Source organism: Streptomyces pratensis (assembly GCF_016804005.1).
In the GTDB taxonomy this organism is placed as follows: domain Bacteria; phylum Actinomycetota; class Actinomycetes; order Streptomycetales; family Streptomycetaceae; genus Streptomyces; species Streptomyces pratensis_A.
Map to the genome: position 1 here is coordinate 1,616,141 of NZ_CP051486.1, position 22,367 is coordinate 1,638,507.

Sequence of the window (22,367 nt, forward strand, 5' to 3'; positions counted from 1 at the left end):
CCGGACCTCCTGCCACGGGCGGCTGGGACCTTCCCCAGGTGCCCCGGGTGCCGCCGGCCCCGGACCGTAAGTGGCAGGGGGCCGCAGGCCGGTGTCCGGCCGGGCTCTCGCACGGGCTCGGGCCGGAGGCGGTCGGGGTCGTCGGCCGGTGCCCGACCGGCCCTTCCCGGGCTCGGCCGGGCCTGATCGCGGGCTGCCGCGAGCCGTGGCATCGAGCGCCGTACGCCGCCCTCGGCACGCTCCGCGCCCCGGGCTCGTAGAATCGTCTCCACCATGGCTTACCTCGACCACGCCGCGACCACGCCGATGCTTCCGGAGGCGATCGCGGCGATGACCGCGCAGCTCGCCGTCACCGGCAACGCGTCCTCATTGCACGCTGCCGGGCGCCGGGCCCGCCGTACCGTCGAGGAGTCCAGAGAGAACCTCGCCGACGCGCTCGGCGCACGCCCCAGCGAGGTGGTCCTGACCTCGGGCGGCACCGAGGCCGACAACCTCGCGGTGAAGGGCCTCTACTGGTCCCGGCGCGATGCCGACCCCCGGCGCACCCGGGTCCTCTCCAGCCCTGTGGAGCACCACGCCGTCCTCGACGCCGTGGACTGGCTCGCCGAGCACGAGGGCGCCACCGTCGAATACCTCCCGGTCGACGCCCACGGACGTGTGCACCCGGAGGTGCTGCGCGAGGCGCTCGCCCGTAACCCCGACGACGTCGCCCTGGTCACCGTGATGTGGGCCAACAATGAGATCGGCACCATCATGCCGATACGTGAACTGGCCGAGGTGGCGCGCGAGTTCGACGTCCCCATGCACGCCGACGCGGTGCAGGCGTTCGGGCAGCTGGAGGTCGACTTCGCCGAATCCGGGCTGGCCGCGATGACTGTCAGCGCGCACAAGATCGGGGGCCCGTTCGGTATCGGCGCCCTGCTGCTCGGCCGTGACCGGACCCCCGTACCCGTGCTCCACGGTGGAGGCCAGGAGCGGCATGTGCGCTCCGGCACACTCGACGTGCCCGCCGTGGCCGCGTTCGCCGTGGCCGGGCGGCACGCCGCCGACGGGCGCGAGGGCTTCGCCCGTGAGATCGGCGCACTCCGCGACGAACTCGCCGCCGCCGTGCTGAAGGCCGTCCCCGACGCCATCCTCGGCGGCGACCCGGCCCCAGGCGGGCGGCTGCCCGCCAACGCCCACTTCACCTTCCCCGGCTGCGAAGGCGACTCCCTCCTGCTGCTGCTCGACGCCCAGGGCATCGAATGCTCCACCGGATCGGCGTGCACCGCCGGCATCGCCCAGCCCAGCCATGTGCTGCTGGCCACCGGCACCGACCCCGCCCTGGCACGTGGCACGCTGCGCTTCTCGCTCGGGCACACGTCGACAGCGCGGGACGTCGAGGAACTCGCGCGGGCGATCGGTCCCGCGGTCGAGCGGGCCAGGACGGCAGGACTCAGCTAGCCCGCGTCCCCCCGGCTCCCGCCGTGGACGCCGCGCGCACCAGCTTCATGTAGCGGGGCCAGTCCCAGTGCGGTCCGGGATCGGTGTGGTCGGTGCCGGGCACCTCGACGTGCCCGATGATGTGCTCGCGGTCCACCGGGATCCCGTGCCGCTTGCATATCGCGGCCGTCAGCTGCGCGGAGGACTCGTACATCTTGGTGGTGAAGTCCTGCGGGCGGTCGACGAAGCCCTCGTGCTCGATGCCGATGCTGCGTTCGTTGAACGAGCGGTTGCCCGCGTGGTACGCCACGTCGAGCTCCCGGATCATCTGGGTCACGCGGCCGTTCTGACCGACGATGTAGTGCGTCGCCGCCTGGTGCGCCGGGTCCTGGAAGACCTTGACCGCGCTGGCGTAGCTGCCCTGGGTGACATGGACGATCACCCGGTCCACGCCGTAGTCGTCGGGGCGGTCGGCCCGCCGCCAGTTCGCCTCGGAGGCCGCGATCCAGCTGGCCGGGGCATAGTCCAGCTCGCCCTCCTTACGGGGCTTCTCCACGCCCGGAACCCGCCACCAGACGCGCCGGATCTCCTCCGTGGCCAGGGCTGCCGTGCCCGCCGCGGCGACCCCGCCGCCTATGAGCAGCGTGCGTCTGCTGATGCCGCGCGATCCGCTCCCGGATCCTCCGGACTTCCCTCTGGTCCCCATATGAGCGTCAACGCTTATCCGCGCGCATTCGGTTCCCGGCGCCCCGTACTCTGGAGGAGCTATGACTCAGACCTCCCAGCGCCCCCTCCGTGTGCTCGCCGCCATGTCGGGCGGAGTCGACTCCGCCGTCGCGGCGGCGCGAGCCGCCGAGGCAGGCCACGACGTGACCGGTGTGCACCTCGCCCTCTCCGCCAACCCGCAGTCCTTCCGTACGGGCGCGCGAGGCTGTTGCACCATCGAGGACTCCCGGGACGCCCGCCGCGCGGCGGATGTGATCGGCATCCCGTTCTACGTCTGGGACCTCGCGGAACGCTTCCGCGAGGACGTCGTGGACGACTTCGTCGCGGAGTACGAGGCAGGGCGCACCCCCAACCCCTGCCTGCGCTGCAACGAGAAGATCAAGTTTGCCGCGCTGCTCGACAAGGCGCTCGCCCTCGGCTTCGACGCCGTCTGCACCGGCCACTACGCCACCGTCGTGCTCAAGGAGGACGGCACCCGGGAGATGCACCGCGCCTCGGACATGGCCAAGGACCAGAGCTACGTCCTCGGGGTCCTGGACGAGAAGCAGCTCGCCCACGCGATGTTCCCGCTCGGTGACACCCTCACCACCAAGGACGAGATCCGGGCCGAGGCCGAGCGCCGGGGTCTGGCGGTCGCCAAGAAGCCCGACAGCCACGACATCTGCTTCATCGCCGACGGCGACACCCAGGGCTTCCTCGCCGGCCGCCTCGGCGGTCCGGCGGAGGGTGACATCCTCGACGAGTCGGGCGCGAAGGTCGGCACCCACGAGGGCGCCTTCGGCTTCACGATCGGCCAGCGCAAGGGCCTGCGCATCGGCCACCCGGCCCCCGACGGCAAGCCGCGCTACGTCCTGGACATCTCCCCGGTGAACAACACGGTGACGGTCGGCCCGGTGGAGGCCCTGGACGTCACGGCGCTGACCGCGATCAAGCCCCGCTGGTGCGGCACGGCCCCCTCCGGCCCCGGCACGTACACCGCACAGCTGCGTGCCCACGGGGGCGAGACCGAGGTGACGGCGGAGCTGACCGACGGCACCCTGTCGGTCACGTTCACCGAGCCGGTGAGGGGTGTGGCCCCCGGCCAGGCGGTCGTGCTGTACGACGGCACCCGGGTCGTCGGCTCGGCCACCATCGCGACGACGGTGCGCAAGGAAAAGGCGGCGGCAGCGGGCTGAGCCGGGGCCACCAGGCCGAGGTGGGCCGTCGGAGCCGCGCCTGCGGAGCAACCCGTGGGCGGTGGGCGCACGACGGCATCGGCCGCCACGTCGCTCGGAGCCTGATCCGGTTCCGCCTCGGCAGGATGCCGGCCGGCCCGGGGTGTGCCGGAAGCCGGCCGCCCGCTCGGCATACGCCCCGCCGCGGCGTCCGACCCCTGTACGGACGCGGCGGCGAGGCGGCTCAGGACGCCCGGCCGGCGAACACGTCCCTGGCGAAGAAGTCCGCCAGTACCGGTGCGATCACATGCGGTGCCAGTTCGCGGGTCTGTCCCGTCAGGGTGCGGTGCCTGGCCCGGGGGATCGCGGACGCGAGGGCCAGGGTCGTCTCGTGTGCCTGCGCGGTGCTGAACCCCCCGGTCACCACCAGGGTGCGTGCGGTGACCGACGCGAACCTCCCTGCGGGCACCGAGCCGTCTCCCAGCAGGGCGTCGTCGTACGCGAGGGTGTGGGCCACCGCTTCGAGGCCGCGCCACAGCGGGGCCCGGCGCATCCGGGCGATCGTCTCCTCCGGGACTCCGGTCCGGGACAGGTACAGCTCGACGGCGCCGCCCCGGTCACCGTTCGACAGCAGCCTGTGCAGCAGCGCCGTACAGCGGGACTTGTACAGGAGGCCGGTGGCGCCAGGGGTGTAAGGCGGCTCGTAGACCGCGAGCAGGTCCACGGGCAGCCCCGCGGCCTGCGCCTCCAGGGCCAGGGCGCCGCCCGACAGCATGCCGAACAGCGAGACCCGCTCGCCTGCCGTGGCCGCGACCGCCGCCAGGTCCTCGATCTCGCGGCGGACCGCGTACGGTCCGCCGTCCCCGCTCGCCCCGCGGCCCCGGCGGTCGTACGTGAGGACCGTGAAGCGCGGGGCCAGCAGAGCGGCCAGGGGCGCCCCGTCCGCCGAGGTGCTCAGGGCCCCGCCGACCAGGATCACCGGCGGCCCGTCGCCACGGCGGCGGTACGCGATCGACGTGCCGTCGCGGGAGAGAGTCTTGTCCATGTGAGGGTGGACCGCCGTGCCGCGCGGAACTCATCGGACCGCCGGGAAAATATTTCTGACGGTCAGTCGGGGACGATGTCCGTGGCGTAGAAGCAGAAGTGCCCCTTGATCGCCCCCACTTGTTCCTTGGGTTCCGGATAGGCCCAGACGAGGTCCGCCGCACCGGGCAGCGACCAGTACGACGCGTCCCCCTTGAAGGGGCAGTGCGTACGGGTGTCCGACGGCGTCAGCAGGTCGGTACGGACATCCCCGGGCGGCAGGTAGTAGCGGTCAGGACAGCCCGTCTCACGCAGTACGAGCGGGCGGCGGCTCTCGGCGAGCACCAGCCCGTCGTGCACCGCGCGGACATGGACGTCGGAGGGTTCCACGGTGATGGTGTGTCCTGTGGTGGAGGCCATATCCGGTTCAGCCCCGGAGGAGGCCGGTTTCTTCCCGGACCGGGGGCCGGTCGTACGGTGTGTGCATGAACATCTGCGTCTTCCTCTCCGCCGCCGACCTCGACGACCGTTACACCGTGCCCGCCCGCGAATTCGCCGAGCTGCTGGGCCGGGGCGGACACACACTGGTCTGGGGCGGGTCGGAGAGCGGGCTGATGAAGGTCGTCGCCGACGGCGTGCAGGAGTCCGGCGGCCGGCTCGTCGGGGTGTCGGTGGACTTCCTGGCGGCGAAGGCACGGACGAACGCCGACGAGATGGTGATCGCCAAGGACCTGGCCGAGCGCAAGGCGCTGCTCCTGGAGAAGTCCGACGCCATCGTGATCATGGTGGGCGGGACGGGGACGCTCGACGAGGCCACGGAGATCCTGGAGCTCAAGAAGCACGGGAAGCACACCAAGCCCGTCGTCCTGCTGAACACCGCCGGGTTCTACGACGGTCTGCGCCAGCAGTTCCAGCGCATGGAGGACGAGGGCTTCCTGCCGGTCCCGCTGACCGAGCTGGTCTTCTTCGCCAAGGACGGCGTCGGGGCGCTGGCCCACCTGGAGGAGTCGGCCGGCCTGCAGTGACGAGAGGTGCCTGACGGAGTCGGGGGCCCGCGGTGATGCGAGCATGAGGGCATGCCTACTCATCTCATCACCGGCGCCGGTTCCGGCATCGGCGCGGCCGTCGCCCGACGTCTCCTGGAGCGCGGCGACGAACTCGTGCTGCTCGCCCGGGACGCGGGACGCGCCAAGGAACTGGCCGCGCTGCACCCCGGGGCCCGCACGCTCGTCGGCGACCTCGGCAACCCCGACAGGCTCTCCTGGGCGTTCGGGCAGCAGCCGATGCCCGAACGCCTCGACTCACTGCTGCACATCGCGGGCGTCGTCGAGCTCGGCTCGATCGGTGACCTCACCCCCAAGGCCTGGCACTTCCAGCTGAACGCCAACCTGGTCTCCCCGGCCGAGCTGACGCGGCTGCTGCTGCCGCAGCTGCGCGTCACCCAGGGCCACGTCGTCTTCGTGAACTCCGGCGCCGGGCTCGCGGCGCACGCCGAATGGGGCGCGTACGCCGCGAGCAAGCACGGGCTCAAGGCGCTCGCGGACTCGCTGCGCCACGAGGAACACGGCAACGGCGTCAGGGTCACCTCCGTCTACCCGGGCCGCACCGCCAGCCCGATGCAGGCCAAGGTCCACCAGCAGGAGGGCAAGGAGTACGACGCCTCCCGCTGGATCGACCCGGAGTCGGTGGCCACCACGATCCTGCTGGCGCTCGACCTGCCGCGCGACGCCGAGATCAACGACCTGACGGTCCGCCCCGGGCGCTGACAGATGTCGCGTGGCCTGGTGCGGGAGGCCACACCCGGCACCGCGTGTGGGTGCCAGATCTCCGCCGGGCATGCGTGAAGACGCCGGACTCCGTGTCGGCCGGGCGATGCCCTGAACTTCCGTGCCATGGATGGCGCCGTCCCGTCGGCGACGGTCGGCTGTGCTCCCCCGTTCCGGACTCCCGGGACGGGGGAGCACCATTCCGCCGGCTACGTACGGCGAGGCGAGTGGCGCTCCTGGGGCTGGCCGGGGTCAGTTGAAGAGATAGATCTGGAAGCCGCTCTCCCGGCTGAGCCACAGAGTGGCGTCGCCGTCGAGTGCCGGCGCGAAGAAGACGATGGCTGGCCCCGCCGACGCCGGTCGCCTCTACCTCAGCCCGCTCCAGGCACCAGGGGCCGCCGCCCTTGTTGCCGTAGCGGTGATCGGAATGTCACGGGGGGTGAAGGGTGTGCGGAGGTGGGATCGAGGCACTCTGTCTCACCGGGTGCCTCGGAGCACCGGTTTGGACGCCCCCCACCCGATCGTGGTCGAGCAGGCGGCGTCTCAGCTCTTCGGCCGGAGAGGTGTGCGGCGGTGCGAAGGGTCCGTCACGCCGGTCGACGCAGCCGCGCCCCGGCCGACGCCGGGCCACCGGCTCCACCACTGCGGGCAGGGCCGCCCCGCGCGTGGGTCGCGCTTGACCGCGCTCCATGAAGACGCCGTGGCGGAACGGTGCGCGGCGAGTTCGGAGGCCGCGCCCGCTCCTTGTCCGGCGGAGGGGGCGACCGTCGGCCTCCTTGCGGCGCAAGGGGCCTACGCGTTCGGCCTGGCCACTCACTTCGACCGCCAGGGTGATGAGCTGGTGATACGAGTTAATCACTCACCCGGGTGGCGCAGAGCCGGACCGTACATGGGGCCTCCAGCTTTTGGAATGTACATGGAGGGCGGTGAACGATCCCGCCCGACTCCATTCCCTCTCTTGCCGCTACAGGCCCACAAGGCCCGCACGGAAGGAACTGCCATGCTGAACGCCATCACAGTCCGAGGCAACGTCAGCGCCGAGGGTGAGCGCACCGCCGGCCACAACTTCAAAGTGCTGAAGATGAGCACCGGCAAGTACGCCGTCACGTTCGACCGCGACTTCCCCGAGACTCCGAGTGTCGTGGTCACCATCATCGGCGACGAGTGGAGGCTGGTGGACAACGCACACGTCCACGCCATCGGTACCGACCGGGTCATCGTCACCACAGGCGACTACTACGGCCAGTACGGCGACCGCCCCTTCTCCTTCATCGCCACCGCCTGAGCCCCGAGCGCGGCCACATTGACAGCCGGCGTGGGCGTGACGCCCGTCGCCGGCCGTCAGCTGCCCCGGGATGCTGCCGCGCCCGGGCCGGAGCGTACGCCCGACCTGCGCAGGGTGCCGGTGAGTTCGCCGTCGCCCGCGCGGAAGCACGGCGCCGGTGCCGTGCCCTCGTCCCCGGGCCACCCGACAGCTGATGAGACCCACTGCCCGGGGCCCGTAGGCTTTCCGCGTGAGCGAGAAGAGCGGGTTCAGCGGGAGTGCGGCCACCGGGATCGGTTCCATGCCGGGGGGAGACGCCCGGGAGGCGGCCAAGACCGTCACCGGGTCCTTCGCGGACGGCCAGGGCATGCCGTATCTGGCGGAGCTGCCGGCGCGGGGCCCCGGCGCGGACATGACCGGGCGGACCATCGGTCTGCTCGTCGAGATGTACGGACATGTCGAACCCAGCGGCTGGCGCGTCAGCGACCGCCCCGGCCGCGACACCCGCAGGGCCCGCTCGTGGCTCGGCGAGGACCTCGACGCCCTGGAGGAGTTCACCCAGGGCTACGAAGGGCTGCTGAAGGTCCAGGCCGTCGGCCCCTGGACCCTGGCCGCAGGGCTGGAACTGAGGGGCGGCGAGGCCATGCTCGGCGACCCGGGCGCCTGCCGTGACCTGGCGGGCTCGCTCGCCGAGGGCCTGCGCTCCCACCTCGCGGAGGTACGGCGAAGGGTCCCCGGCGCCGAGGTCGTCCTCCAGCTCGACGAACCGTCCCTGACCGCCGTACTGCTGGGGCGGGTCAGGTCGGCGAGCGGCTACCGCACCTACCGCGCGGTGGACCGTCAGGTCGTCGAGGGGACACTGCGCGACGTGCTCTCGGTCAACGGCGAGGGACTCACGGCCGTCCATTCGTGCGCCCCCGAGGTGCCCTTCGCGCTGCTCCGCCGAGCCGGGGCGGGCGCGGTCTCCTTCGATTTCTCCCTGCTCACCGAGCGTGAGGAGGAAGCGATCGGGGAAGCCGTCGAGGGCGGCACCCAGCTCTTCCTCGGCGTGGTTCCCGGCCTCGACGGCGCCTCGACCGCATTGTCGGACCCGGGCGGTAGCGTCAAGGAGGTCAGGACGTTGTGGAGCAGGCTGGGGCTGAATCCGGGGACTCTCAGCGAGTCCGTCGTGATCACCCCGTCCTGCGGGCTGGCGGGAGCGTCACCCGCGTACGCGCGCGCCGCGCTCGCCCACTGCGCCCGGGCCGCGAAGTCGCTCGCGGACAACCCTGAGTAACGGGGCGCGGAGTCAACAGGGCAAACGGGAGGAACAGGCGATGGCCGGCGAACAGCAGGCGCAGCAGCTGACGGGTGTGCCGACGGAGGTGCGGGAACAGCACGCACTCCTCGCCGAGCAGATCGAGGAGCACCGCTTCCGGTACTACGTGAAGGACCAGCCGGTCGTCGACGACGCCGAGTTCGACCGGCAGATGCGCGCCCTGGAGGCCATCGAGGACGAGCACCCCGAGCTGCGCACCCCGGACTCCCCGACCCAGAAGGTCGCGGGCCCCTACACCACGGAGTTCACCTCCGTCGAGCACCGCGAACGCCTGCTCTCCCTCGACAACGCCTTCGACGACGGGGAGCTCGCGGCCTGGGCGGAGCGCGTGGCCAAGGACGTGGGGAGGGGCGGGTACCACTTCCTGTGCGAGCTCAAGGTGGACGGCCTCGCCGTCAACCTCACCTACGAGCACGGCAGACTGACCCGCGCGGCCACCCGCGGCGACGGCCGCACGGGGGAGGACATCACCCCCAACGTCCGTACGATCGCCGACATCCCGCTCCGTCTCAAGGGCGAGCGCGTTCCCGCGCTCGTCGAGATCCGCGGCGAGGTCTTCTTCCCCATGGAGGCCTTCGAAGGGCTCAACGCCCGGCTGGTCGAGGCCGGTGACAAGCCGTTCGCCAACCCGCGCAACGCGGCGGCCGGGTCACTGCGGCAGAAGGACCCGAAGGTCACCGCCACCCGCCCGCTCCACATGGTGGTGCACGGCATCGGTGCCCGCGAGGGCTTCGACATCGACCGGCTCTCGCAGGCGTACGACCTGCTGAGGGAATGGGGTCTGCCGACCGCCAAGCACAACAAGGTGGTCCGGTCCCTCGACGAGGTGCGCGAGTTCATCGCCTATTTCGGCGAGAACCGCCAGTCCGTCGAGCACGAGATCGACGGCGTCGTCATCAAGCTCGACGAGATCCCGCTCCAGGGCAGGCTGGGTTCCACCTCGCGCGCGCCGCGCTGGGCGATCGCGTGGAAGTACGCGCCGCAGGAGGTCAACACCAAGCTGGTCAACATCCGCGTCGGCGTGGGACGCACCGGGAGGGTCACGCCGTACGCCCAGGTCGAGCCGGTCGAGGTGGCGGGATCGGAGGTCGAGTTCGCCACCCTGCACAACCAGAACGTGGTGAAGGCCAAGGGCGTCCTCATCGGTGACACGGTCGTGCTCCGCAAGGCGGGCGACGTCATCCCGGAGATCCTCGGGCCGGTCGTCGATCTGCGCGACGGCAGCGAGCGGGAGTTCGTCATGCCGTCCGAGTGCCCCGAGTGCGGGACGGCACTGCGCCCCATGAAGGAGGCCGACATCGACCTCCGCTGTCCCAACGCCCGCTCCTGCCCGGCCCAGTTGAGGGAGCGCCTGGCCTATCTGGCGGGCCGCAAGTGCCTGGACATCGACCACTTCGGGTACGTCGCCGCCGCGGCCCTGACCAAGCCGCTGGAGCCCGCCGAGCCGCCGCTGCTGGACGAGGGGGACCTCTTCGGGCTGACGGTGGAGCAGCTGCTGCCGATCCGGGCGTACGTCCTGGACGCGGACAGCGGGCTGCCCAAGCGCGACCCGAAGACGGGTGAGGAGAAGATCGCAACGGTCTTCGCCAACCAGCAGGGCGAGCCGAAGAAGAACGCCCTCGGCATGCTGGAGGGCATCGCGGCGGCCAGGCAGGCCCCGCTCGCCCGGATCCTCACAGGGCTCTCGATCCGGCACGTGGGGCCGGTCGCCGCCGTCGAACTGGCCCGGCAGTTCCGGTCCGTCGACCGCATCGACGAGGCGTCCGAGGCGGAGCTCGCCGCGGCGGACGGGGTGGGCCCCATCATCGCGGCTTCGGTCAAGCAGTGGTTCGCCGAGGACTGGCACCGCGAGATCCTGCGCAAATGGCGCGAGGCCGGGGTCCGCATGGAGGACGAGGGCGCGGGCGAGGACGAGGGGCCGCGCCCCCTGGAGGGCCTCACCGTCGTGGTCACCGGCACGCTGACCACGCACACCAGGGACGGCGCCAAGGAGGCGCTCCAGAGCGGCGGGGCGAAGGTGACGGGATCCGTATCGAAGAAGACCTCCTTCGTGGTGGTGGGCGACAACCCGGGGTCGAAGTACGACAAGGCGATGCAGCTGAAGGTGCCCGTGCTCGACGAAGCGGGCTTCGCAGTGCTCCTCGAACAGGGCCCGGACGCCGCCCGGGAGGCCGCGGTGCCCGCCGAGGAGGCCTGATCGAGGCGCGATCGAGATGTGGACCACGCGTGGACGCGAGCGACGGGGGAAATAAGCGGACGAGGCTCACAGGAGGGGCCGGGAAGCCCGGTCCGGCCCGCCGCCTCACCCGTTCGGCGCAATATCAGACGGCCGGGGGTGTCAGGACCGCATTCGGGCAAGAGCTGCAGAGCGCTGCCCGCGGGCGTCCTCGTCGGCCTACTGTTGAACGAGCACCTGCCGTGCCCGGCCGCGTGGTGGGAATCGGGCCGTGTTGGCATGGGAGCGGGGGCCACCGAGGGCCATCGGCACCGCCGGCTGTGAGAGGGACGGAATGGAACCGACCGAGAGCACCGCACCGGTGTCGCGGCTGCAAGGTTTCGTGGACCTCACGCCCAGAGTGGGCGTCGTCGTCGTCGCGGTCGCCGCGGTCCAGCTCGCGACCGGGTTCTACCGGACGGTGCACGACGGCCACGCACTCTTCCCCGCAGGCACCGCGGGCTGGTCGCTCGCCCTGCTCACCGGAATCATCGTGGGTCATCTGGTCGCCCTCGGGCGCGACCGCTGGTGGGGCGGCACCGGTTCCGGCGCCGCCCTCACCCTGGCGGTGCTGCTGCTGTACGGCTGGGTCGCCGCCGGACTGGTCAGCCTCGTCGTCGTGGTGCTCGTCGGTACGGCCAGGCGTCACCGGTGGTGGCAGGGGCTGCTCCACGGGGCGGTGGACATACTCGGCATCGGGGCGGCCGCGCTCGTCCTGTCCGCCTTCGGCGAGGTACCGAGCGTGGAGACGCCCTGGCGGCCCCTCCACTGGGGCATCGAAACCGTACCGGAGGTGCTGCTCGCCGCCGGAGCGTATCTCTTCGTCACCCGCGTCCTGCTCTGGTACGCCAGGGCGACCCAGATCGGCGGGCTGCCGACGATCGCCCGCACCGCCCTGCTGCGGCAGGGCCTCGTCGCGGTCGCCCTCCTCGGCATCGCCCCGCTGATCTGCGTGGTGGCGTCCGCCAAACCCGTGCTGCTGCCGCTCTTCGCCGTACCGCTGATCGCCCTGGACTCCACGCTCTGGATCGCCCGCGCACGGGCCGAGGAGCAGTTGAGGGACCCGCTCACCGGCCTGCCCAACCGCCAGTGGCTCCTGGAGCGGACGTGGACGGCGCTGGAGGAGACCGACGGCACCGGTACCAGGTCCGCTCTCGTCCTCATCGACCTCGACCGTTTCCGCGCCGTCAACGACACCCTCGGCCATCTCGCCGGGGACCGCCTCCTGCTCCAGATAGCCGAGCGGCTGCGGCTCGCCCTGCCACGCGGGGCCGAGGCCGCGCGGCTCGGCGGCGACGAGTTCGCCGTGCTGCTGCCGACCGCGGACTCGATCACGAGCGCCCAGCGCATCGCCCGCAACCTGGTCGCCGCACTCTCCTCGCCCCTCGACCTGGACGGGCTCACGCTGGTCCTGGAGGCGAGCGCGGGCGTCGCCGTCCACCCCGACCACGCCCTCGACGCCGAAGGGCTGCTCCGGCGGGCGGACGTGGCCATGTACCAGGCCAAGCGCGACCGCACGGGCGTGGAGGTCTACGAGTCGAAGCGCGACAGCAACACCCCGGACCGGCTCGGCCTGCTGGGCGATCTGCGGCGCGCCCTGGACGCCCGCGAGGTGGAGCTCCACTACCAGCCGAAGGTCCGCTTCGACGGTCAGGTGGCCGGCCTCGAAGCACTCGTACGCTGGGTGCACCCGGAGCGCGGACGGGTCCCCCCGGACGAGTTCATCGCGATCGCGGAATCCTCCGGACTGATGCCCCACCTCACCGAGTACGTACTGGAGACCGCACTGGCACAGGTGGCCCGGTGGCGCGCGCAGGGGCTGTTCGTCCCCGTCGCGGTCAACGTCTCGCCGCGCGACGTCCACACCCCCGGCTTCGCGGGCAGCGTCGCGGCACGGCTCGCCCGGCACGGTGTCCCGGCCGGTTCGCTACAACTGGAGATAACGGAGCACGTCCTGCTGGAGGACCCCCAGCGGGCCGCCGACACCCTGGCGGGGCTCACCGGACACGGGGTGAAGATGTCCCTCGACGACTTCGGCACCGGCTACTCCTCCCTCGTGCACCTGCGGAAGCTCCCGGTCAGCGAACTCAAGATCGACCGGTCGTTCGTGGCCCGGCTGGCCGTGGACCACGAGGACGCCGAGATCGTCCGCTGCACCATCGACCTGGCCCATTCGCTCGGGCTGATCGTCGTCGCCGAGGGGGTCGAGGACGACGAGACCTGGGAGCGGCTGCGGGACCTGCACTGCGACGCGGTACAGGGGTGGCTCGTCGCCGCCGCGATGCCGCCGCAGGAGACGACGGCGTGGCTGCGGGCGCGCGGCGAGCACGGATGGCGACGGCCGGCCGAGCGGGAGGCCGCGGCCGCACCCGCGGTGACACCCGAACCGGCGCCCAGGCCCACGGGACACGCGCTGAATCCCGGCACGGCCACGGCCTGAGGCCTGTGCCGACCGGGGGCCGTGCGGGGTGAACGCCCGGCCGGTGGCCGTTTTGTCCTCAATCGGGCGGCCGGGCTCGATCCGCTCGCCGCAGAGGTGTCCGGCGACCCCATAGGATTGGGGGTCGGCGGCACATTTCCACCTGCCGCGCGACGCCTGGCACGCACGCTCGCCGCGTTGCCGAAACGCCCACGTGGCTCCGCCACGAGGGCGCTCCGGCGCCTTGCGATCGCACGCACCGGACGCCGTGCGGCCCGTCCTTCGGACGGACGGTGGAAATGCGCCGCCGACCCCCAGCCAAAACCACACACCAAACCCTGAGGATCGCTGCATGCCTGGCATCACGCGCGAGGAGGTCGCCCACCTCGCCCGGCTGGCGCGTCTGGAGCTGAAGGGCGAAGAGCTCGAGCACTTCGCCGGTCAGCTCGACGACATCATCGGCGCGGTCGCCCGCGTCTCCGAGGTCGCCGACCAAGACGTACCGCCGACCTCCCACCCGCTGCCGCTGACCAATGTCATGCGGGCGGACGAGGTCCGTCCGTCGCTCACCCCCGCGCAGGCGCTCTCCGGCGCCCCGGCCCAGGAGCAGCAGCGTTTCAAGGTGCCGCAGATCCTGGGGGAGGACTAACAGCCATGACGGACATCAGCACCATCATCAAGCTCACCGCGGCGGAGATCGCCGCGAAGATCGCCTCCGGCGAGCTGACGGCCGTCGAGGTCACCGAGGCCCACCTGGCCCGGATCGACGCCATCGACGAGAAGGTCCACGCCTTCCTGCACATCGACCACGAGGGCGCGCTCGCGCAGGCCCGCGCCGTCGACGCCAAGCGCGAGGCCGGCGAGAAGCTCGGCCCGCTGGCCGGCGTCCCGCTCGCGCTCAAGGACATCTTCACCACGCAGGACATGCCGACCACCGTCGGTTCGAAGATCCTCGAGGGCTGGGTCCCGCCGTACGACGCGACCCTCACGAAGAAGCTGAAGGCGGCCGACGTCGTCATCCTCGGCAAGACCAACATGGACGAGTTCGCCATGGGGTCCTCCACCGAGAACAGCGCCTACGGCCCGACGGGCAACCCGTGGGACCTCACCCGCATCCCGGGCGGTTCCGGCGGTGGCTCCTCCGCCGCGCTGGCCTCCTTCGAGGCGCCGCTCGCCATCGGCACGGACACCGGCGGCTCCATCCGCCAGCCCGCCGCCGTCACCGGCACCGTCGGCGTCAAGCCCACCTACGGCGGGGTCTCCCGCTACGGCATGGTCGCCTTCTCGTCCTCCCTCGACCAGGGCGGCCCCTGTGCCCGTACGGTCCTCGACGCGGCTCTGCTGCACGAGGTCATCGGCGGACACGACCCGCTCGACTCGACGTCCATCGACGCACCGGTCCCGCCGGTCGTCGAGGCCGCGCGCAGCGGCTCCGTCCAGGGCATGCGCGTCGGTGTGGTCAAGCAGTTCGCGGGCGAGGGCTACCAGGCCGGGGTCGTCCAGCGGTTCAACGAGTCGGTCGAGCTGCTGAAGTCGCTCGGGGCCACGATCGTCGAGCTGGACTGCCCGTCCTTCGACCTCGCCCTTTCGGCGTACTACCTGATCGCGCCGTCCGAGTGCTCCTCGAACCTGGCGCGTTTCGACGCCATGCGCTACGGCCTGCGGGTCGGCGACGACGGCACCCGCTCCGCCGAGGACGTCACCGCGCTCACCCGCGAGGCAGGCTTCGGCGACGAGGTCAAGCGCCGCATCATCCTCGGCACGTACGCGCTCAGCTCCGGCTACTACGACGCGTACTACGGCTCGGCGCAGAAGGTCCGCACCCTCATCACCCAGGACTTCGAGAAGGCGTTCGAGCAGGTGGACGTCATCGTCTCGCCGACGACGCCCACCACCGCCTTCCCGATCGGCGAGCGCGCCGACGACCCGATGGCGATGTACCTCGCGGACCTGTGCACCATTCCGACCAACCTCGCCGGCAACTCCGCCATGTCGCTGCCCTGCGGCCTGGCCCCGGAGGACGGCCTGCCGGTCGGGCTGCAGATCATCGCCCCCGCCATGAAGGACGACCGGCTGTACAAGGTCGGAGCCGCCGTCGAGGCCGCATTCGTGGAAAAGTGGGGGCACCCGCTGCTTGAGGAGGCTCCGTCACTATGAGCGCAATGGCTAAGAAGGCCAAGAACTTCAAGAAGTCCAAGTCCGGTGTGTACGTGTCCCTGGGCACCACCGCCTTCGGCGCCCTGAGCGTCGTCAAGCAGGCGAGGATGGCCCGCCAGGACAACGACATGCTGCGGCTGGCCGACGCCGCCGTATCCGCCGCCGCGATCGTGACCGGACTCGCGATCCTCTACCGAGAGCTCAAGCGTCTCGGCGACGACGACGTCCTGCTGGGCTGAGAGGGAAAGTTTCAGTGACTGTCATCGACCTGGAGTCGTACGAGGACGCCCTCGCGACGTACGACCCCGTCATGGGCCTTGAGGTCCATGTGGAGCTCGGCACCAAGACCAAGATGTTCTGCGGGTGCTCCACCGAGCTCAAGCAGGACGCGAACTCGCAGACCTGCCCGGTCTGCCTCGGACTGCCGGGCGCGCTTCCGGTCGTCAACGAGATCGGCGTCGAGTCCGCCATCAAGATCGGCCTCGCGCTGAACTGCGAGATCGCCGAGTGGTGCCGCTTCGCCCGGAAGAACTACTTCTATCCGGACATGCCGAAGAACTTCCAGACCTCCCAGTACGACGAGCCGATCGCCTTCAACGGCTATCTGGACGTCCAGCTGGAGGACGGCGAGATCTTCCGCGTGCAGATCGAGCGCGCCCACATGGAGGAGGACACCGGGAAGTCGACGCACGTCGGCGGTGCCACCGGCCGTATCCACGGCGCCTCCCACTCGCTGCTCGACTACAACCGCGCGGGCATCCCGCTCATCGAGATCGTCACCAAGCCGATCGAGGGAGCCGGTGCACGCGCCCCCGAGGTCGCCAAGGCGTACGTCGCCGAGCTCCGTGAGCTCATCAAGGCGCTCGGCGTCTCGGAGGCCCGGATGGAGATGGGCCAGATGCGCTGCGACGTGAACCTGTCGCTGCGCCCCAACGGCACCGAGAAGTTCGGCACGCGCTCCGAGACGAAGAACGTCAACTCGCTGCGTTCCGTCGAGCGGGCCGCCCGCTTCGAGATCCAGCGCCACGCCGCGGTGCTGAACTCCGGCGGGACGATCGTGCAGGAGACCCGGCACTTCCACGAGGAGGACGGCTCCACCACGGCCGGCCGCATCAAGGACAACGCCGAGGACTACCGCTACTTCCCCGAGCCGGACCTGGTTCCGGTCGCCCCTTCCCGCGACTGGGTCGAGGAGCTCCGCAAGGAACTTCCCGAGCTGCCCCGGCTGCGCCGCAAGCGGCTGAAGGAGGAGTGGGGTGTCAACGAGCACGACATGCAGTCCATCCTCAACGCGGGTGCCGTCGACCTGATCGTCGCCACGACGGACGCGGGCGCGCCCTCCGACCAGGCCCGCAAGTGGTGGATGGGCGAGCTCGCCCGCAACGCCAACGAGACCGGCCGCAGCCTGGACGAACTGCCGGTCACTCCGGCGCAGGTCGCCCGGGTGGCGGAGCTCGTCGCCTCCGGCGACCTCAACGACAAGCTGGCGCGCCAGGTCCTCGAGGGTGTCCTCGCGGGCGAGGGCGACCCGGACACCGTCGTCGAGAAGCGCGGCCTGAAGGTCGTCTCGGACGAGGGTGCGCTCGGCACCGCCGTCGACGAGGCGATCGCGGCCAACGCGGCGATCGCCGACAAGATCCGCGGCGGCAAGGTCGCCGCGGCCGGTGCGCTGGTGGGTGCGGTCATGAAGGCCACCCGCGGCCAGGCGGACGCGGCCCGTGTGCGTGAGCTGATCCTGGAGAAGCTCGGCGTCGAGGGCTGACCCGGGCACAAGGCGAAGGGGCGGGGCATCCACCGGGATGCCCCGCCCCTTCGGCGTGGGTGGTCCGTGGTGTCGGTGTCTTCGGTGTGGGCGGTCCTGTGTCCGTGGGCTCTTCGGTGTGGGTGGTCCGTGGTGTCGGTGTCTTCGGTGTGGGCGGTCCTGTGTCCGTGGGCTCTTCGGTGTGGGTGGTCCGTGGTGTCGGTGTCTTCGGCGTGGGCGGGCCCCGTGTCCGCGGCCCCTTCGGCGTACGCGGTCCGCGGCTTCAGCCTCCTCGTCGCCGGCGGGGTCGTCGTGCCGTCCTTCCGGCGTGCGCGGGTTCGCGTCTCCGCTCCCCTCGGCGTGCGCCGGTTGCGGTGCGCGCGCCTGGGAGGCCCGAGGCACCTGCCGGACATTCACCACCGGGCCGTACGGATGCCTTCCCACCGCCACCTCGCTTGTCTACGTTCCGGGCGTACCGGCGGATTCAGGAGGCTCAATTGGCTACGGACATTTCACGGCGACGGCTCTTCGCGCTCGGCGGTGGCGCACTCGGGGCCGCTGCCGCGGGCTCGCTGCTGCCACCGTCGCTCCAGGCCGCGATGGCCGCGCAGTCGCGGCACACGAAGGGCTCCGGTGGTCTCGCCGACATCAGGCACGTGGTGATCCTCATGCAGGAGAACCGTTCCTTCGACCACTACTTCGGCATGCTGAGGGGCGTGCGCGGTTTCGGCGACCGCAACGCGATCGAACTGCCGTCCGGCAGGCCGGTCTTCGAGCAGCCCGGGCCGCTCGGCACGTCCGTACTGCCGTTCCCCGTGCGGGAGGCGGCGGCGGCGCAGAAGAAGGACCTGCAGTACATCGGGGCGCTCGACCACTCCTGGAGCGGTGGCGCCAAGGCATGGGCCGACGGCTGGACGGACGGCTGGGTCTCCGCGAAGACCGCCGCCACCATGGCGTACTACGACCGCCGTGACATACCGCTGCACTACGAACTCGCCGACACGTTCACGGTCTGCGATGCCTATCACTCCTCCGTCCACACCTCGACCAGCCCGAACCGCAACCACCTGTGGAGCGGGAAGACGGGCTTCGAGGCGAACGGCGAGCGGGCGGTCGGCAACGACGCGTACGACGAGGGGACGCACCCGGGGTACGACTGGGGCACGTACGCGGAACGGCTGGAGAAGGCCGGGCGCAGCTGGCGGACGTACACCGAGTGGGAGAACTTCACCGACAACCAGATCGAGTTCTTCAGCACCTTCAAGGCGCTGGCCCGCAAGGCTCTGGCCAGGACCGGCGGGCACACGTACATGGAGTCGTTCTACGCGGCGGTGCGGGAAGCGGGCGGAGGGGCGGAGCGGGACCGGCTGCTCGGACTGCTGGAGGAGGGCGTCGCGGTGCTGACCCCTGCCGAGCGGAGTCTCTTCGAGCGCGGACTGCGCCGGGTGGAGACGGGAACGCTGGCCGACGAGTTCGCCGCAGACGTCGCGGCCGGCACCCTGCCCGAGGTGTCCTACCTGGTGCCGTCCGCCGTGGACTCCGAGCATCCGAGCGTCTCGTCCCCTGTGCACAGCGCGACGATCGGCTACAAGGTCCTCGACGCCCTGGGCCGTCATCCCGATGTGTGGCGGCACACCGCCGTCCTCATCAACTACGACGAGAACGACGGCTTCTTCGACCACGTGCCGCCCCCGGTGCCGCCCGCGGAGGAGACCGGGGAACGCTGGGAGGGCAAGCCCACCGGTCTCGGTGTGCGGGTGCCGCTCCTGGTGGTCTCGCCGTGGTCGGTCGGCGGATACGTATGCTCCGAGGTCTTCGACCACACATCCGTGATCCGTCTGCTGGAGCGCTGGACGGGAGTGGAGGAGCCGAACATCAGTGACTGGCGGCGTACGGTCACCGGCGACCTCACCTCCGCCTTCGGCTTCCGGCGGGCTCAGCGGCAGCCGGAGGTGACACACCCGGGCGCCGTACCGCCCTTCGGCGGGCGCTGGCAGCCGCGGCCGCCCCTCGACCAGCGCATGCCCGTCCAGGAATCCGGCGTGCGGCCTGCCCGGCCGCTGCCCTACCAGCCCGACGCGCAGGCGGTGAAGGCCGGAGGGGAGCTTCGGGTGACCCTGAGCAACACAGGCCGGTCCTCCACGCACTTCGCGTTGTACCCGTACCGAGCGGAGTTCCCCGCACCGCAGCACCATGACGTCCGGAGGGCGGCGCGGCTGAGCGTGCCCCTGGACGGCGAGGGGTACCGGTTCACGGTCGTGGGGCCCAACGGCTTCCGGCGGGAGTTCGAGGGCGACGCGGACAGCCCTGCGGAACTCGCCTCCCGGATCGACGCGGGTGAGCGCGACCTGCACCTCACCCTGCGCAACACCGGCAGGCGGACGCTGACCTTCACCGTCCGGCCGCTCGCCTACGTCGACGAGGACGACCTGCGGGACTGGACCCGGACGATCGAGGTCAAGCCGGGGCGCAGCCGCACCGTCGTCCACTCGGCGGCCGATGCCCACGGCTGGTACGACCTCGACGTGACAGCCGGCGGGGAGGGTGCCTTCCGGCGCCGGCTGATGGGCCACATCGAGAACGGCGCGGCGAGCCTCTCCGGCTGAGGTGCCGGGGGCGGGAGGGGCCGACGGCCGGAGACCCGGCCGCCGGAGGGACCGACGGCCGGCGGGCGGTGGCTGTGAGGTGCCGACGTGTGCGGGCCGTGGTCCGCAGACGCGCGGACAGGGTCGAGAACAAGCCATGTGACCATGACCACGAAAGGGGTACATGGCAGGAAATGGCTGACAGAGTGAGGCTCTCAGGTCATGCGACTTCGTGGGATGTTCCCGTCATATCCCCCTACGGTCCACGAGCCCCAGGAGCACGTCCGTTGGCCGCCATCGCACGCTGGTGTCTCAGTCACCGCCTCGCCGCCGTCCTCATCTGGCTGTTCGCCCTCGGGGGCGTCGCCACGGCGGCCGGCTTCGCGGGTTCCGCGTACTCCAACGACTACGAGGTGCCGGGCACCGAATCGGGACGCGCGGGTGAACTCCTGCAGACGGGCTTCGGGGAACTCGGCGGTGACACCGGAACCGTCGTCTGGCACACCCCCGGATCCACGGTCCGCGACGCCGGTGTCGAGCGGACGATGAGCAGGACGCTGCACACGATCGGCACCCTGCCCGGTGTCGGTGACGTCACCGGACCCTACGGCCCGCAGGCCCAGGGGCAGATCAGCGCGGACGGACGCACCGCCTACGCGACGGTCACCTTCGACCACCGGGCGGGCGAGATCCCGCCGGAACAGGCGCAGGCCGTCGTCGACACCGCACAGGCGGCCGCGGGCGAAGGGCTCAGGGTCGAACTCGGCGGCACCGCCGTCGCGCTGACCGAAGCGCCCACCCTCCACCTGAGCGAGGCCGTCGGGGTGGCCGTCGCCGCAGTCGTCCTCTTCCTCGCCTTCGGTTCGCTCGCCGCGAGTCTGCTGCCCATCGCCACCGCCCTGGTCTCCGTCGGCACCGCCTACGCGGGCATCGTGCTGCTCGGGCACGTCATGACCGTCGCGGACTTCGCGCCGATGCTGGGCATGCTCATCGGGCTCGGCGTCGGTATCGACTACGCCCTCTTCATCGTCACCCGGCACCGGCGAGGACTGCGGAGCGGCCTGTCCGTGCCCCAAGCGGCACAGAACGCCGTCGCGACGACCGGGCGCGCCGTCGTCTTCGCCGGAGCCACGGTCTGCGTCGCCCTGCTGGGCATGCTGGTCCTGCGGCTCGGCTTCCTCAACGGTGTCGCGATCGCAGCCTCACTCACCGTGGTGCTGACAGTCGCCGCCTCCGTGACCCTGCTGCCCGCGCTGCTCTCCTTCATCGGCATGCGGGCCCTGAGCCGGCGCGAACGCGCGCGTCTCGCCGAGCACGGACCGCAGGCCGAACGGGCCACCGGCTTCGCCGCCCGCTGGTCGGCCGTCGTCGAGCGGCGCCCCCGGCTGCTGGGAGCGGTCGCCGCCGCCGTCATGGCGGTGCTCGCACTGCCCACCCTCTCCCTGCACCTGGGCACCTCCGACCAGGGAAACAACCCCGCCACGGCCACCACCCGCCAGGCGTACGACCTCCTGGCCGACGGCTTCGGCGCCGGAGTCAACGGGCCGCTGACGCTGGCCGCCCGCCTCGACGGGGCCGACGACCGGCTCGCCCTGGACGGCCTGCCCGCAGTGCTGCGAGGCACCGACGGCGTCGCCTCGGTGAGCCCGGTGACCTACAACGCCGGCGGCGACACCGCCTTCCTCACCGTCGTCCCCGAGTACGCGCCGCAGTCGCCGCGGACCAGCGAACTCGTCGACCGGCTGCGTCAGGACGTCCTCCCGCCGGCCGCGGACGGCACCTCGCTCCGTATCCACGTGGGCGGTGTGACGGCCGGCTACGACGACTTCGCGGAGATCATCATCGGCAAGCTGCCGCTCTTCGTCGGGGTGGTCATCGGGCTCGGCTGCCTGCTTCTGCTGCTGGCCTTCCGTTCCCTCGCGGTTCCCCTCAAGGCCGCCGTGATGAACGTGGCCGCCGTGGCCGCGTCCTTCGGCGTCGTGGTCGCCGTCTTCCAGTGGGGGTGGGGCAGTGAACTCCTGGGGCTCGGGAGCGCGGGCCCCATCGAGCCCTTCCTCCCGGTGATCATGGTCTCCGTGCTCTTCGGACTGTCGATGGACTACCAGGTCTTCCTCGTCGGCCGGATGTACGAGGAATGGCTGGAGACCGGGGACAACCGCCGGTCGGTCCGGGTCGGACTCGCCGAGACCGGGCGGGTGATCAACTCGGCCGCTGTGATCATGATCTCGGTCTTCCTCGCCTTCGTCCTCAGCGGCGACCGCGTCATCGCGATGTTCGGCATCGCGCTGGCGGCCGCCGTCGCACTCGACGCCTTCGTCCTGCGCACCCTGCTGGTGCCCGCGCTGATGCACATGCTCGGGGGTGCGAACTGGTGGCTCCCCGCCCGGCTCGACCGGATGCTCCCGCGCATCAGCATCGAGCCGCCCGACCGCACGGCACCGCATGCGAAGATCCCGGGGAAGCGCACCGACGAGGCCGTCCGGTCCGTCGGGCAGCGCGTCCACTGAGACGTCAGGCTCGGCCCGCCGGGCAGCGCTCGCACCAAGACGTCACGCAGACCGAGAAGACCGAGGAGAG

Annotated in this window: 17 protein-coding genes; 14 read left to right on the forward strand and 3 right to left on the reverse strand. The window is 71.3% G+C overall.

Going from position 1 to position 22,367, the window contains the following annotated elements:
- Positions 1-273: 273 nt before the first annotated feature.
- Positions 274-1,443 carry a cysteine desulfurase family protein gene (locus HED23_RS07235; RefSeq protein WP_203182586.1) on the forward strand — a complete coding sequence of 390 codons (1,170 nt, stop codon included), beginning with the start codon at positions 274-276 and terminating at the stop codon, positions 1,441-1,443.
- Here the strand turns inward: HED23_RS07235 and HED23_RS07240 are convergent.
- Positions 1,436-2,128, reverse strand: coding sequence for an N-acetylmuramoyl-L-alanine amidase (locus HED23_RS07240; protein ID WP_203182587.1), 693 nt, complete (start codon positions 2,126-2,128; stop codon positions 1,436-1,438). The genes HED23_RS07235 and HED23_RS07240 overlap by 8 nt on opposite strands.
- Positions 2,129-2,189: 61 nt before the next feature.
- On the opposite strand from HED23_RS07240, the gene mnmA reads away from it, so the two are divergent.
- Entirely contained in the window at positions 2,190-3,323 is a 1,134-nt protein-coding gene (gene mnmA, locus HED23_RS07245; protein ID WP_203182588.1) for a tRNA 2-thiouridine(34) synthase MnmA, read from the forward strand.
- A gap of 223 nt (positions 3,324-3,546) precedes the next feature.
- Here mnmA and HED23_RS07250 read toward each other — a convergent pair whose 3' ends face one another.
- Both HED23_RS07250 and HED23_RS07255 read right to left on the reverse strand, forming a co-directional pair.
- Entirely contained in the window at positions 3,547-4,347 is an 801-nt protein-coding gene (locus HED23_RS07250) for an alpha/beta fold hydrolase (protein ID WP_203182589.1), read from the reverse strand.
- A 62-nt stretch (positions 4,348-4,409) separates the two neighbouring features.
- Positions 4,410-4,745, reverse strand: a complete 336-nt coding sequence (locus HED23_RS07255; protein WP_203182590.1) for a DUF427 domain-containing protein — start codon at positions 4,743-4,745, stop codon at positions 4,410-4,412.
- A gap of 65 nt (positions 4,746-4,810) precedes the next feature.
- Here HED23_RS07255 and HED23_RS07260 point away from each other — a divergent pair, with 65 nt between their 5' ends.
- The 12 genes from HED23_RS07260 to HED23_RS07315 all read left to right on the forward strand — a co-directional run bounded on the left by HED23_RS07260 (position 4,811) and on the right by HED23_RS07315 (position 22,297).
- Complete coding sequence (locus tag HED23_RS07260; protein WP_203182591.1) at positions 4,811-5,350, forward strand: TIGR00730 family Rossman fold protein; 540 nt, start codon at positions 4,811-4,813, stop codon at positions 5,348-5,350.
- Between the two features lie 51 nt (positions 5,351-5,401).
- Positions 5,402-6,091 (forward strand): SDR family oxidoreductase, encoded by a 690-nt coding sequence (locus HED23_RS07265; protein ID WP_203182592.1) that lies wholly within the window; start codon positions 5,402-5,404, stop codon positions 6,089-6,091.
- Positions 6,092-7,091: 1,000 nt separating this feature from the next.
- Complete coding sequence (locus tag HED23_RS07270; protein ID WP_203182593.1) at positions 7,092-7,376, forward strand: hypothetical protein; 285 nt, start codon at positions 7,092-7,094, stop codon at positions 7,374-7,376.
- A 229-nt stretch (positions 7,377-7,605) separates the two neighbouring features.
- The gene (locus HED23_RS07275; RefSeq protein WP_203182594.1) at positions 7,606-8,631 is read left to right on the forward strand and encodes a methionine synthase; all 1,026 of its coding nucleotides are present in this window, start codon (positions 7,606-7,608) and stop codon (positions 8,629-8,631) included.
- A 40-nt stretch (positions 8,632-8,671) separates the two neighbouring features.
- Positions 8,672-10,870, forward strand: a complete 2,199-nt coding sequence (gene ligA, locus HED23_RS07280) for an NAD-dependent DNA ligase LigA (RefSeq protein WP_203182595.1) — start codon at positions 8,672-8,674, stop codon at positions 10,868-10,870.
- Positions 10,871-11,183: 313 nt separating this feature from the next.
- Positions 11,184-13,328 (forward strand): putative bifunctional diguanylate cyclase/phosphodiesterase, encoded by a 2,145-nt coding sequence (locus HED23_RS07285; RefSeq protein WP_203182596.1) that lies wholly within the window; start codon positions 11,184-11,186, stop codon positions 13,326-13,328.
- A 331-nt stretch (positions 13,329-13,659) separates the two neighbouring features.
- Positions 13,660-13,956 (forward strand): Asp-tRNA(Asn)/Glu-tRNA(Gln) amidotransferase subunit GatC, encoded by a 297-nt coding sequence (gene gatC / locus HED23_RS07290; protein WP_014048481.1) that lies wholly within the window; start codon positions 13,660-13,662, stop codon positions 13,954-13,956.
- 5 nt (positions 13,957-13,961) lie between these two features.
- Positions 13,962-15,464 (forward strand): Asp-tRNA(Asn)/Glu-tRNA(Gln) amidotransferase subunit GatA, encoded by a 1,503-nt coding sequence (gene gatA, locus HED23_RS07295; RefSeq protein WP_203182597.1) that lies wholly within the window; start codon positions 13,962-13,964, stop codon positions 15,462-15,464.
- Positions 15,461-15,703, forward strand: a complete 243-nt coding sequence (locus HED23_RS07300) for a hypothetical protein (protein ID WP_033298532.1) — start codon at positions 15,461-15,463, stop codon at positions 15,701-15,703. Before gatA ends, HED23_RS07300 begins: the two co-directional genes overlap by 4 nt.
- Positions 15,704-15,717: 14 nt before the next feature.
- Positions 15,718-17,226: an Asp-tRNA(Asn)/Glu-tRNA(Gln) amidotransferase subunit GatB gene (gene gatB / locus HED23_RS07305; protein ID WP_203182598.1), complete on the forward strand. Its 1,509-nt coding sequence runs from the start codon at positions 15,718-15,720 to the stop codon at positions 17,224-17,226.
- A gap of 476 nt (positions 17,227-17,702) precedes the next feature.
- Positions 17,703-19,811, forward strand: a complete 2,109-nt coding sequence (locus HED23_RS07310) for a phosphocholine-specific phospholipase C (protein WP_203182599.1) — start codon at positions 17,703-17,705, stop codon at positions 19,809-19,811.
- A 266-nt stretch (positions 19,812-20,077) separates the two neighbouring features.
- Complete coding sequence (locus tag HED23_RS07315) at positions 20,078-22,297, forward strand: MMPL family transporter (RefSeq protein WP_203182600.1); 2,220 nt, start codon at positions 20,078-20,080, stop codon at positions 22,295-22,297.
- The last annotated feature ends 70 nt before the right edge of the window (positions 22,298-22,367 follow it).